11 protein-coding genes are annotated in these 13,072 nt (G+C 72.0%); 9 read left to right on the forward strand and 2 right to left on the reverse strand.

Annotation, left to right across the window (positions count from 1 at the left end):
* Positions 1–12: 12 nt before the first annotated feature.
* The 7 genes from NBY69_RS13960 to NBY69_RS13990 all read left to right on the forward strand — a co-directional run bounded on the left by NBY69_RS13960 (position 13) and on the right by NBY69_RS13990 (position 9,084).
* Positions 13–870, forward strand: a complete 858-nt coding sequence (locus tag NBY69_RS13960; protein WP_250301167.1) for a TIGR03084 family metal-binding protein — start codon at positions 13–15, stop codon at positions 868–870.
* Between the two features lie 53 nt (positions 871–923).
* Positions 924–2,726, forward strand: coding sequence for an acyclic terpene utilization AtuA family protein (locus tag NBY69_RS13965; protein WP_250301355.1), 1,803 nt, complete (start codon positions 924–926; stop codon positions 2,724–2,726).
* The gene (locus NBY69_RS13970; protein ID WP_250301168.1) at positions 2,723–4,324 is read left to right on the forward strand and encodes an acyl-CoA carboxylase subunit beta; all 1,602 of its coding nucleotides are present in this window, start codon (positions 2,723–2,725) and stop codon (positions 4,322–4,324) included. Before NBY69_RS13965 ends, NBY69_RS13970 begins: the two co-directional genes overlap by 4 nt.
* 100 nt (positions 4,325–4,424) lie before the next feature.
* Positions 4,425–6,356, forward strand: coding sequence for a biotin carboxylase N-terminal domain-containing protein (locus NBY69_RS13975; RefSeq protein WP_284348056.1), 1,932 nt, complete (start codon positions 4,425–4,427; stop codon positions 6,354–6,356).
* 75 nt (positions 6,357–6,431) lie between these two features.
* A complete protein-coding gene (locus tag NBY69_RS13980) occupies positions 6,432–7,637 on the forward strand; it encodes an acyl-CoA dehydrogenase family protein (protein WP_250301170.1) in 1,206 nt (401 codons plus the stop codon).
* A gap of 62 nt (positions 7,638–7,699) precedes the next feature.
* Positions 7,700–8,449 (forward strand): enoyl-CoA hydratase family protein, encoded by a 750-nt coding sequence (locus NBY69_RS13985; protein WP_250301171.1) that lies wholly within the window; start codon positions 7,700–7,702, stop codon positions 8,447–8,449.
* Complete coding sequence (locus tag NBY69_RS13990) at positions 8,437–9,084, forward strand: TetR/AcrR family transcriptional regulator (RefSeq protein ID WP_250301172.1); 648 nt, start codon at positions 8,437–8,439, stop codon at positions 9,082–9,084. Before NBY69_RS13985 ends, NBY69_RS13990 begins: the two co-directional genes overlap by 13 nt.
* A gap of 69 nt (positions 9,085–9,153) precedes the next feature.
* Here NBY69_RS13990 and NBY69_RS13995 read toward each other — a convergent pair whose 3' ends face one another.
* The gene (locus tag NBY69_RS13995) at positions 9,154–10,308 is read right to left on the reverse strand and encodes a citrate synthase 2 (RefSeq protein WP_250301173.1); all 1,155 of its coding nucleotides are present in this window, start codon (positions 10,306–10,308) and stop codon (positions 9,154–9,156) included.
* A gap of 142 nt (positions 10,309–10,450) precedes the next feature.
* On the opposite strand from NBY69_RS13995, the gene pdxH reads away from it, so the two are divergent.
* Both pdxH and NBY69_RS14005 read left to right on the forward strand, forming a co-directional pair.
* The gene (pdxH, locus tag NBY69_RS14000) at positions 10,451–11,074 is read left to right on the forward strand and encodes a pyridoxamine 5'-phosphate oxidase (RefSeq protein WP_250301356.1); all 624 of its coding nucleotides are present in this window, start codon (positions 10,451–10,453) and stop codon (positions 11,072–11,074) included.
* Between the two features lie 418 nt (positions 11,075–11,492).
* Positions 11,493–11,924, forward strand: coding sequence for a hypothetical protein (locus NBY69_RS14005; protein WP_250301174.1), 432 nt, complete (start codon positions 11,493–11,495; stop codon positions 11,922–11,924).
* Between the two features lie 16 nt (positions 11,925–11,940).
* Here NBY69_RS14005 and NBY69_RS14010 read toward each other — a convergent pair whose 3' ends face one another.
* Positions 11,941–12,990 carry an NAD-dependent epimerase/dehydratase family protein gene (locus tag NBY69_RS14010; protein WP_250301176.1) on the reverse strand — a complete coding sequence of 350 codons (1,050 nt, stop codon included), beginning with the start codon at positions 12,988–12,990 and terminating at the stop codon, positions 11,941–11,943.
* Between the last annotated feature and the right edge of the window lie 82 nt (positions 12,991–13,072).

Below are 13,072 nucleotides of genomic sequence, written 5' to 3' on the forward strand. Positions count from 1 at the left end.
AGGGAGCGTTCCGTGTCCGATGCAGGTGTCGTGCTCGATGATCTGGGCAGTGAGTCCGGCGAACTGGACGCCATCGTCGGTGAGTTGAGCGACGAGACGTGGGCGCGGCCCACCCCCGCGACCGGCTGGACCATTGCCCATCAGATCGCTCATCTCGCCTGGACGGACCGGGCCGCGTTGCTCGCCGTGACCGATGCGGGGGCGTTCGCCGGGGAGGTCGAGAAGGCGCTCGCCGCGCCGGACGCGTTCGTGGACGAGGGGGCGGCGGAGGGCGCGGTGCTCGAACCCGCTGTGCTGCTCGACCGTTGGCGTGCCGGGCGCGAAGGGCTTCGGCGGGCGTTGCGGGCCGCGCCGGGCGGGGTGCGGTTTCCCTGGTACGGGCCGCCGATGAGTGCCGCGTCGATGGCCACCGGTCGGCTGATGGAGACCTGGGCGCACGGTCAGGACGTGGCGGACGCGCTCGGTGTGCGGCGGCAGCCGACCGCGCGGCTGCGGCATGTGGCGCGGATCGGCGTGCGGGCGCGGGACTTCGCCTTCGCGGTACGGGAACTTCCGGTACCCGACGAGGAGTTCCGCATCGAATTGACCGCACCTGGCGGTGAGTTGTGGTCGTACGGTTCCGTCGACGCCGTCCAGCGGGTGACCGGGCCTGCGCTCGACTTCTGCCTTCTCGTCACCCAGCGTGCGCACCGTGACGATCTGTCCCTGCGGGTGGAGGGCGCCGACGCCGATCTGTGGCTGGGTATCGCGCAGGCCTTCGCCGGGCCGCCGGGCCCCGGGCGCGCGCCGCAACAGGGACGTGGAGGTGTCGGGAGTGCGCCGCAGCAGGAGGCCGCCGACCGCACGCCGCGACAAGGGACCGCCGGGTGAGGCCGCTCCGGATAGGCAACGCCTCCGGTTTCTACGGAGACCGTTTCGACGCGATGCGGGAGATGCTCACCGGCGGGCAGCTCGACGTCCTGACCGGCGACTACCTCGCCGAGCTGACCATGCTCATCCTCGGCCGCGACCGCCTGAAGAACCCCGCCCTCGGCTACGCCAAGACCTTCCTGCGTCAGCTGGAGGAGAACCTGGGCGAGGCGCACGACCGGGGCGTGCGGATCGTGGTCAACGCGGGAGGTCTCAACCCGGCCGGTCTCGCCGACGCCGTAAGGGAGTTGAGTACGCGGGTGGGGGTGCCCACGCGCGTCGCGCACGTGGAGGGTGATGCGCTGCCGTTGCCCGAAGGCGCGCTCACCGCCAACGCCTACCTCGGCGGCGCCGGGATCGCGGAGTGCCTGCGGGCCGGCGCGGAGGTGGTGGTGACGGGGCGCGTCACGGACGCGGCGCTGGTCACCGGCCCCGCCGCCTGGCACTTCGGCTGGGGCCCCGACGACCTGGACCGGCTGGCCGGGGCGGTGGTCGCCGGGCATGTGCTGGAGTGCGGCACCCAGGCGACCGGCGGCAACTACTCCTTCTTCACCGGGCACGACGTACGACATCCGGGCTTCCCGCTGGCCGAGCTGTACGAGGACGGCTCGTCGGTCGTGACCAAGCACCCCGGCACGGGCGGCATCGTCGACGTCGGAACGGTCACCGCGCAGCTGCTGTACGAGACGGGCGGCGCCCGGTACGCGGGACCCGACGTCACGGCGCGGCTCGACACCGTACGGCTGACCCAGGACGGACCCGACCGGGTGCGGATCGACGGCACAGGGGGCGGGGGTGAAGGAGCCGGTGGTGCAGGGGGCGACGGTGCGCTGAGCGAAGGTGCGGCGGGCAGCGGCATACGCGGCGAGGCGCCCCCGCCGACGCTCAAGGCCGGCGTGACCCGGATCGGGGGCTGGCGGAACGAAGTGGTGTTCGTCCTGACCGGCCTCGACATCGACGCCAAGGCCGCGCTGGTGCGCGAGCAGGTGACGGATGCGTTCGGCAAGTCCCGTCCGGGCGAGGTGTGTTGGGAGCTGTCCCGGACGGACCGGCCCGATGCGGCGACCGAGGAGTGCGCGAGTGCGCTGCTGCGGCTCGTGGTGCGGGACGGGTCGGCGGAGGCCGTGGGGCGGGGGGTGACCGGGGCCGCGATCGAGCTGGCGCTCGGGAGCTACCCCGGGTTCCATGTGACGGCCCCGCCGGGGAAGGGCGCGCCGTACGGGGTCTTCGACGCGGTGTACGTGGACCGGGCGGAGGTGCGGCAGGTGGCCGTACTGCCGGACGGGCGGCGGGTGACGGTACCCGACCCGCCGGTGACCCGCCCGTTGGAACCGGTGCCGGATCCCCTGGTGCCCAGGCCGCCCGCCCCACCGGTGACCCGCCCGCTGGAGCCGGTGGCCGATCCTGCCCTGCCCGACCCACCGCCCGCGAACACCCCCGTACGCCGCGCCCCGCTCGGCCGCGTCGCCGGAGCACGCAGCGGCGACAAGGGCGGGGACGCGAACGTCGGCGTTTGGGTGCGTACCGACGACGCCTGGCGCTGGCTGGCGCACACCCTGACCGTGGAGCGGTTCAAGGAACTGCTCCCGGAGACGGGCCGGTTGACCGTCACCCGCCACCCCCTGCCGAATCTGCGCGCCCTGAACTTCGTGGTCGAGGGGCTGCTGGGCGAGGGCGTCGCCGCGCAGGCCCGCTTCGACCCGCAGGCCAAGGCCCTGGGCGAGTGGCTGCGCTCCCGTGAACTGGACATCCCGGAAGCCCTGCTTCTGGACATACCGGAAGCCCTGTTGGCGGGGCAGGAAGAGGCGGCCCGATGACGACGCTGCGTACCGCGATCGACCCCACCTCCACCGAGTACACCGCCCACCGCGAAGCCATGCTCGCCAAGATCGCCGCGCTGGAGGCCGAACACACCAAGTCCCTGGCCGGGGGCGGCGAGAAGTACGTCGCCCGGCACCGCAAGCGCGGCAAACTCCTCGCCCGCGAACGCATCGAGCTGCTCATCGACGAGGACACCCCCTTCCTGGAGCTGTCCCCGCTGGCCGCCTGGGGCACCGACTACCCGCTCGGTGCGTCCATGGTCACCGGCATCGGCACCGTCGAGGGCGTCGAGTGCCTGATCACCGCCAACGACCCCACCGTGCGGGGCGGCGCGAGCAACGCCTGGACGCTCAAGAAGGCCTTCCGGGCCAACGAGATCGCGTACGCCAACCGCCTCCCGTGCATCAGCCTGGTCGAGTCCGGCGGCGCCGATCTGCCGTCCCAGAAGGAGATCTTCATCCCCGGCGGCGCGCTCTTCCGGGACCTCACCCGGCTCTCCGCCGCCGGAATCCCCACCATCGCCGTCGTCTTCGGCAATTCCACGGCGGGCGGCGCGTACGTCCCCGGCATGTCCGACCACGTCATCATGATCAAGGAACGGTCCAAGGTCTTCCTCGGCGGTCCGCCGCTGGTCAAGATGGCGACCGGCGAGGAGTCCGACGACGAGTCGCTCGGCGGCGCCGAGATGCACGCCCGGGTCTCCGGCCTCGCCGACTACCTCGCGCACGACGAACCGGACGCCCTGCGTCAGGCCCGCCGGGTCGTCGCCCGCCTCAACTGGCGCAAGGCGCAAGCCGATCCGCCGGGACCGGCTGTCCCGCCGAAGCACGACGAGGACGAACTCCTCGGCATCGTCCCCGGCGACCTGAAGACCCCCTTCGACCCGCTGGAGGTCATCGCCCGCATCACCGACGGCTCGGACTTCGACGCGTTCAAGCCGCTCTACGGCCCGAGCCTCGTCACCGGCTGGGCCGAGCTGCACGGCTACCCCGTCGGCATCCTCGCCAACGCGCAGGGCGTGCTGTTCTCCGAGGAGTCGCAGAAGGCCGCCCAGTTCATCCAGCTGGCCAACCAGCGCGACATCCCGCTGCTCTTCCTGCACAACACCACCGGCTACATGGTCGGCAAGGAGTACGAGCAGGGCGGCATCATCAAACACGGCGCGATGATGATCAACGCCGTCTCCAACTCGAAGGTCCCGCACCTCTCCGTCCTGATGGGCGCCTCGTACGGCGCGGGCCACTACGGCATGTGCGGGAGGGCCTACGACCCCCGGTTCCTCTTCGCCTGGCCCAGCGCCAAGTCCGCCGTGATGGGCCCGCAGCAGCTCGCGGGCGTGCTGTCGATCGTCGCCCGCGCCTCCGCGCAGGCCAAGGGGCAGCCGTACGACGACGAGGCGGACGCCGCGCTGCGCGCCATGGTCGAGCAGCAGATCGAGTCGGAGTCGCTGCCGATGTTCCTGTCCGGGCGGCTGTACGACGACGGGGTCATCGACCCGCGCGACACCAGGACCGTCCTCGGACTGTGCCTGTCCGCCATCCACAACGCACCGGTCGAGGGCGCCCGCGGCGGCTTCGGCATCTTCCGGATGTGAGGACGAGATGTTGAGGACGTCAGATGTTGAGGACGCGAGATGTTGAGGACGCCAGATGTTGAGGACGCCAGATGTTGAGGACGCGATGTTGAGGACGAACGTGATCACCTCCCTCCTGGTCGCCAACCGCGGCGAGATCGCCTGCCGCATCTTCCGCACCTGCCGTGAGCTGGGCATCTCCACGGTCGCCGTCCACTCGGACGCCGACGCGGACGCCCTGCACGTACGGGAGGCCGACACCGCCGTACGGCTGCCGGGCACCGCCCCCGCCGACACGTATCTGCGCGGCGACCTCCTCGTGGCGGCGGCCCGCGCGGCCGGGGCCGACGCCGTCCACCCCGGCTACGGCTTCCTCTCCGAGAACGCCGCCTTCGCCCGCGCCGTCACCGACGCCGGTCTGACCTGGATCGGCCCGTCCGCCGAGGCCATCGAGTCGATGGCCTCCAAGACCCGCGCCAAGAAGCTGATGGCCGACGCCGGGGTCCCGCTGCTCGCCCCCGTCGACCCGGACACCGCGACCGCAGCCGACCTGCCGCTCCTCCTCAAGGCAGCGGCGGGCGGGGGTGGGCGCGGCATGCGCGTCGTACGGGAACTGAGCTGCCTGGAAGGCGAGTTGGAGGCAGCTGTCGCCGAGGCGCGGTCGGCCTTCGGGGACGGTGAGGTCTTCGCCGAGCCGTACGTGGAGCGCGGGCGGCACGTCGAGGTGCAGGTCATGGCCGACGCGTACGGCACGGTCTGGACGCTCGGCACCCGTGACTGCTCCCTCCAGCGCCGCCACCAGAAGGTCATCGAGGAGGCCCCCGCGCCCGGCCTGTCCGACGCGCTGCGCCGTACTCTCCGCGAGGCCGCCACCGCGGCGGCCCGCGCGGTCGACTACCAGGGCGCGGGCACCGTGGAGTTCCTGGTGGCGGAGGGCGGCGACCGGGCGTACTTCCTGGAGATGAACACCCGCCTCCAGGTCGAACACCCCGTCACCGAGGCGGTGTTCGGCCTCGACCTGGTCGCGCTCCAGATCCGTACCGCGGAGGGCGCACCGCTCCCGCCCGACGGCCCGCCGCCCCCGAACGGCCATGCCGTCGAGGCCCGGCTGTACGCGGAGGACCCGGCCCACGACTGGGCCCCGCAGACCGGCGTCCTGCACCGGCTCCGCCTACCGGACCTACCGGTAGGCGGGGCGCCTGCCCTGCGTCTCGACACCGGCTACACCGACGGCGACACGGTGTCCGTCCACTACGACCCGATGCTCGCCAAGGTCATCGCCCACGCGCCCACCCGCGCCGAAGCCGTCCGCAAGCTCGCCCACGCCCTCGACCGGGCGCACGTGCACGGCCCGGCCACCAACCGTGACCTGCTCGTACGGTCCCTGCGCCACCCGGACTTCACCGCGGCCCGCATCGACACCGGCTTCTACGACCGCCATCTGCCCGAACTCACCACCCCCGCCCCCGACCCGCTCGCCGCCCTCGCCGCGGCCCTCGCCGACGCGGCCCGCGCGCGGATCGGCGGCTGGCGGAACGTCCCGTCCCAGCCGCAGACCAAGACGTACCGCTCGGAGCCGGACGGCGCCACGCACGAGATCCGCTACCGGGTCACCCGCGACGGGCTGCACGCCGAGGGCTTCCCGGATGTGCGGCTGCACCGCGCGGCGCCCGACCGTGTGGCGCTCGAAGTCGACGGCGTACTGAGGAAGTTCGACGTCGCGGTGTACGGCGACCGGACCCACGTCGGCCCGCACACCTTCACCCGGCTGCCCCGCTTCCCCGACCCCACGACCCGTACCGCCCCGGGATCGCTGCTGGCCCCGATGCCCGGCACCGTCGTCCGTGTCGCGGAAGGGCTCGCGGTCGGGGCCGAGGTCGCCGCCGGGCAGCCGCTGATCTGGCTGGAGGCGATGAAGATGGAGCACCGCATCACGGCTCCCGCCTCCGGCACGCTCACCGCACTCCACGCCGCCCCCGGCCGCCAGGTCGAGGTCGGCGCGCTGCTCGCCGTCGTACGCGAACCGGCAGAAGACGCCCTGCCCGACGCCTAGCTCGACGGCCGATGCAACACCCCTGCCCGTCGCTCAGTCCGCTGTCCAGTCCGCCGTTCAGGAGGAACCGAAGCCATGAGCACCGCCCGCAACAGCACCGCCGGCAAGAGCACCGCAGGCAAGAGCACCGCCCATAAGAGCACTGTCCTCGAAACCGAGGAGCACCAGGCGCTGCGCGCCGCCGTCGCCGCACTCGGCAAGCGGCACGCGGGCGGCACCCACCGTGACTACGACCGGCAGGCCCTGTGGACCGAGGCCGCCAAGCTCGGCTACCTCGGTGTGAGCCTCCCCGAGGAGTACGGCGGCGGAGGCGGCGGGATCACCGAACTCTCCATCGTGCTGGAGGAGTTGGGTGCCGCCGGCTGCCCGTTGCTGATGATGGTCGTCTCGCCCGCCATCTGCGGCACGGTCATCGCCCGCTTCGGTACCGAGGCACAGAAGCAGAAGTGGTTGCCCGGCCTCGCCGACGGCAGCCTCACCCTGGCCTTCGGCATCACCGAACCCGACGCAGGGTCCAACTCGCACCGCATCACCACCACCGCCCGCCGCGACGGCGAGGACTGGCTGCTCACCGGGCGGAAGGTCTTCATATCCGGGGTGGACATGGCCGACGCGACGCTCATCGTCGGCCGCACCGAGGACGCCAGGACCGGGCGTCTCAAGCCCTGCCTCTTCCTCGTGCCGCGCGACGCCCCCGGCTTCGGGCGGACGCAGATCGACATGGAGATCCAGGCCCCGGAGAAGCAGTTCGAACTGGTTCTGGACGACGTACGGGTGCCCGCCGACGCCTTGGTCGGCAACGAGGACGCCGGGCTGCTCCAGCTCTTCGCCGGGCTCAACCCCGAACGCATCATGACCGCCGCCTTCGCGATCGGCATGGGCCGCTACGCGCTCGCCAAGGCCGTCGACTACGCGAAGACCCGGCAGGTCTGGAAGGAGCCCATCGGCTCCCACCAGGCCATCGCGCACCCGCTCGCACAGGCCCACATCGAGCTGGAGACGGCCAAGCTGATGATGCAGAAGGCGGCGGCCCTGTGCGACGCGGGCGACGACCTCGGCGCGGGGGAGGCCGCCAACATGGCCAAGTACGCGGCGGGCGAGGCCTGCGTGAAGGCCGTGGACCAGTCCGTACACACCCTCGGCGGCAACGGCCTCACCCGGGAGTACGGCCTCGCCGCGCTCATCACCGCGTCCCGCGTCGCGCGGATCGCGCCGGTCAGCCGGGAGATGATCCTGAACTTCATCTCCCACCAGACGCTGGGCCTGCCCAAGTCGTACTGACAGCCGCTCCGAGGTAGTGCGAGATCGAGAGAGGTAGTGCGAGATCGAGAGAGGAAGCGCGCATGCCGACGTCCGAACCGAAGGCCGTCAGGACCGCCCACGAGCGGGGAATCACCACCCTGACCCTGGACTCGCCGAAGAACCGCAACGCGCTCTCCGCGCGTCTCGTCGCCGAACTCGGGGAGGCGCTGGAGACGGCCCGCTCGGACGATTCGGTACGCGCGGTGCTGCTCGCCCACACCGGGAACACCTTCTGCGCGGGCGCGGACCTGAAGGCACCGGCGGACCCCGGGGCGTTCGTGGCGCTGATGCGGGCGGTCGTCGCCCACCCGAAGCCGGTCGTCGCCCGCGTCACCGGCCACGTCCGGGCGGGCGGGCTCGGCCTGCTCGGCTCGTGCGACATCGCACTGGCCGGGCCTGCGGCCGACTTCGCGTTCACCGAGTCCCGGCTCGGCCTGGCCCCCGCCGTCATCTCGATGCCGCTGCTCCCGCGCATGGACCCGCGCGCGGCGGGCCGCTACTACCTCACCGGGGAACGTTTCGACGCGGCGGAAGCGGCCCGTACCGGACTGGTCACCGCGGTCGCCGACGATGTCGACGAGGTGCTGGCCGCCGTACTCGACGGGCTCCGCAGAGCCTCCCCGCAGGGCCTGGCCGCATCGAAGTCCCTGGTCACCGCTACGGTGCTGGAGAACTTCGACCGCAATACGGAAGACCTGACCGCCCGCTCGGCGGCCCTCTTCGCCTCGGCGGAGGCCCAGGAGGGTGTGCAGGCCTTCCTCGAACGACGGGATCCCGCATGGGTGTGGTGAGCAGAGGCCCCGACGGCGGCCCCCGGCAGAACGGCAGCGGCGGACAGGCCGGCACCGGCCCTCACCTCCGAGGCCCCAAACAGGACCGCAGCCGCGCCACCCGGCAGCGGCTCCTGGAGGCCGCCGTGTCCTGCCTGGCCGAACACGGCTGGGCAGGCTCCACGGTGTCCGCCGTCGCCGAACGCGCGGGCGTCTCACGCGGCGCGGCCCAGCACCACTTCCCCACCCGCGAGGATCTGTTCACGGCGGCGGTCGAGTACGTGGCCGAGGAACGCTCCACGGCCCTGCGCACCCTCCCCCCGCAGGACCGCCGGACGGTGGTGGCCGCCCTGGTCGACCTGTACACCGGCCCGCTGTTCCGCGCGGCGCTGCACCTGTGGGTCGCGGCGTCCAACGAGCCGCAGCTGCACGCCCGGGTCACGGAACTGGAGGCCCGGGTGGGCCGCGAGTCGCACCGCATCGCGGTGGAACTGCTCCGCGCGGACGAGTCCGTGCCGGGGGTACGCGAGACGGTGCAGGGCCTGCTCGACATGGCCCGGGGCCTGGGCCTCGCCAACCTGCTGACGGACGACGCGGGGCGGCGGCAGCGCGTGGTGGCGCAGTGGGGAGAGCTGCTGGAGGGCGCGCTGGGGTGAGCGGGACCCACCCCGGCGCGCCCTCCACCCACCCCGCTCACTTCATCCCACCCACCCCACCCGCTCACCTCACCCCGCGAGGTCGGCGAGGTCCTTGATGTCCGCGAACCCCTCGATCTCCCGGGGGTTCCGCGACCCGGGTCCCACGTACCGCGCCGACGGCCGCACCAGCCGCCCCGTCCGCTTCTGCTCCAGGATGTGCGCGCTCCAGCCCGCCGTACGCGCGCAGGTGAACATCGACGTGAACATGTGCGCCGGGACCTCCGCGAAGTCCAGCATGATCGCCGCCCAGAACTCCACGTTCGTGGCCAGCACCCGGTCCGGGCGCCGCGCGTGGAGTTCCTCCAGCGCCGCCTTCTCCAGTGCCTCCGCGACCTCGAACCGCGGCGCGCCCAGCTCCTTGGCCGTACGGCGCAGCACCCGGGCGCGGGGGTCCTCGGCGCGGTAGACGCGGTGGCCGAAGCCCATCAGCCGCTCACCGTTGTCCAGGGCCCGCCTGACGTACGCGTGGGCGTCGCCCGTCCGCTCGATCTCCTCGATCATGCCGAGGACGCGCGAGGGCGCCCCACCGTGCAGCGGCCCGGACATGGCGCCCACGGCCCCCGACAGCGCGGCGGCGACGTCCGCGCCGGTCGACGCGATGACCCGGGCGGTGAAGGTGGAGGCGTTCATCCCGTGCTCGGCGGCGGACGTCCAGTAGGCGTCAACTGCCTTGACGTGCTTGGGATCGGGCTCCCCGCGCCACCGGATCATGAACCGCTCGACGACGGTGTCGGCCTTGTCGATCTCGCTCTGCGGAACCATCGGGCTGCCCTGCCCGCGGGCCGACTGGGCGACGTACGAGAGCGCCATGACGGCGGCCCGCGCCAGGTTGTCGCGGGCGGTCGCCTCGTCGATGTCGAGCAGCGGCTTCAGCCCCCAGACCGGCGCGAGCATCGCCAGCGCGGACTGCACGTCCACCCGGACGTCACCGGAGTGGACGGGGATCGGGAAGGGCTCGGCGGGCGGCAGCCCCGGGCTGAACGCACCGTCGACGAGCAGGCCCCACACGTTCTCGTAGGAGACGTGGCCCACCAGGTCCTCGATGTCGACACCGCGGTACCGGAGCGAGCCGCCCTCCTTGTCAGGTTCGGCGATCTCGGTCTCGAACGCGACGACCCCTTCGAGCCCGGGGACGAAGGCGGGTGCGGGGGCGGCAGCGGAGTCGGTAACGGGGTCGGACATCGGGCGGCTCCTCGTGACGGGGACGATGTACGGAGAGACGAGTCTGCTGGCTCCCGCCGGTGGGGGGAAGCGTGACATCCGGCACACCCCCCGCTTGGGGCAGGATGGCCCCGTGCCGAAACCTGATCTGGACCCCGCCGCGATGCGCGAGCAGTACCGCACCACCGTCCTCGCGGAGAAGGACCTCGCCGCCGGGCCGATGGAGCAGTTCACCCGCTGGTTCGCCGAGGCCGTCGCCGGTGGCCTGCACGAGCCGAACGCGATGGTGGTCTCGACGGCGACCCCGCAGGGCAGCCCCTCGGCCCGTACGGTCCTGCTCAAGCGGTACGACCGGGACGGCTTCGTCTTCTTCACCAACTACGACTCCCGCAAGGGCCGCGAACTGGCGGTGAACCCGCGGGTGTCGCTGCTCTTCCCCTGGCACCAGATCGCCCGCCAGGTCATCGTCACGGGCACGGCGTCCCGGGTCTCCCGCGCGGAGACGGCAGCGTACTTCCGCACCCGCCCGCACGGCTCCCAGCTCGGCGCCTGGGCCAGCGCCCAGTCCGCGGTGATCTCCTCGCGCGAGGAACTGACGGATCAGTACGAGGAGTTGGCGTCCCGCTACCCCCTGGGTACGGAGGTCCCGGTGCCGGAGGACTGGGGCGGCATCCGGGTGGTCCCGTTCGCGGTCGAGTTCTGGCAGGGCCACGAGAACCGGCTGCACGACCGGCTGCGGTACGTGAGCGAGGACACGGGGTGGCGGGTGGAACGGCTCTGCCCGTGAGCGCCCGGCGTCAGGGTGTCCGGCGGTCCGCGCGGCCCCGGCGGCGTACGGTCGGCACCCGCCGTACGGTCGGCACCCGCCGTACGGTCGGCACCCGCCGTACGGTCGGCACACCCCGGCCGCGTACGGAACGCAGAAACCCGCGGGCTCTGGTCCCTCCGGAGAGGGGCCGGCCGGACTAACCGGCGAGCCCGCGGGTCGGTGACTGCTTGGGATTGCGGCCGGCGGTCTGCCGGCACTGCACAGAGTGCGACGACGGGCCGTCAGCCCGCAGCCACCTCGCAAGTCCGAGAAGAAATCACTTCCGGAACACCTCCCTTCTAGCGTGCGGCTTACGTTAGGCACCGCCGCGGCGGCCATCAAGCGATTTATTCGGGGCGGATCCCCGCGCTCGGAGTTCCCCGCAAGGAGCAGCCAGGTGATCACTCAAGGAGCGCAGGTCACAGCGCGATGCGAGGACTGCGGCGGCGTACTGATACGCGACACCGGCCAGTACATCGACCACGGGCAGTTGTGGTGGAGCACCGAAGGTGCCTGCGAGTCCTGCCCCAACAGGTGGTGCGAGCAGGACACGGGCGGAGCGACGCCCGAGGAGATCCGGAACGCCCTGCTGGCAGAGCACGGGCCCGCCCGACTCCGTATCGCGGACAACGAACTGCACCGCCTCCCCGTGCTGCGGGCCCTGCGTGAGGTGCTCCACCTGTCCCTGCACCAGGCACGTGCGACGGCCTGCACTCTCAGAGAGACAGGCCTGGTCGGCACGCTGGTCGAGATGGAGTTCGTCGCCGCCGGGCTGCATCGCCGGTCGGTGGCCACATCGATCGAGACGTGCGGAACGCAGCCCGACTGAACCCCCACACACACCCTCAGAGTTGAACGCCATGCTCCGCCCCGGACCGGGCTGCTGCTGCCGCCTTGAGCAGGGTCTGCTCGCGCTCGGGCGTGAGGGTTTCGACCTTTCCGAAGGCGCGGTATTCGCCGAATGCCTCGTCGAGGCCGGAGGGGCCGAAGAGCCAGGCGGCGGTGTCGTGAACGGACTCGTCGACCGGGCGACAGGTCAGGCCTGCGGCGATGGCCTTGGCGGAGCTGGCCTGCCAGACCGCGGCCGTTGCGTCCCGCTGTGGGGCCCACAGCGGAAGCTCGGTCCAGATCGCGACCTCGTGTTCCGTCAGGATGTCGTCGCCGACCCAGACCAGTTCGGCACCGCCCCCGGTCTCGGTAACGCAGGCTGCGAGGAAGTCGCCCCAGGTCGTGTTCGCGGGCGTGCCGGTGACCAGGTATGTTCCGGCGTCCTCGGCCTCGATCCGGTCCAGGCCGAAGGCCGCGACGTCGCGGGCGTCGATCAACTGCATTACATCTGTGGGGGCTCCCGGGGCGACCATCCGGCCTCCCTGAGCGGCGCGGCGCAGCCACCACGTGGCCCGGCGGCTGCGGTCCTGCGGGCCAATGATCAGGCCGGGTTCAAGGATGAGCGCCCGCCCGGGAAATCCCTCCTCGACGGCCATCTCGCAGCCGACTTTCAGCCGGCCGTAGTCACCGTCGTCCGGACCCGCCTGCGGACTGCCGTCGTGACGGGGTGCGTTCTCGTCCACCGGCTCGGCCGGCCAGTCGGGGCGGGCGTTGACCGAGGAGATGAAGAGATACGTCGATGCCGATGCGGACAGCGCCGCAACCGAGGCCCCGACGACGCGGGGGACGTAGCCGCAGACGTCCACGATCGCGTCCCAGGGGCCGGACCCGGCGAGCCGGGCGAGGTCCGCTTCGTCCTCCCGGTTGCCTCGCAGTGCCTGAACACCGTCCAGGTCGGCTTGGCTCATCCCCCGGTTGAAGGTGGTCACCTCCCACCCGCGCTGCAGCGCCTCCTGGACAAATGTCCTTCCGAGAAACACGGATCCACCGATCACCAGAAGTTTCATGCGGCGAGTCTGCACGCTCGGTACCTGGCACAGAGCCGGACTTAGCCCACAGCAGAGCATGCGTACCAGGCACGAACACCCA

This window comes from Streptomyces sp. A 4/2 (genome assembly GCF_940670765.1).
In the GTDB taxonomy this organism is placed as follows: Bacteria; Actinomycetota; Actinomycetes; order Streptomycetales; family Streptomycetaceae; genus Streptomyces.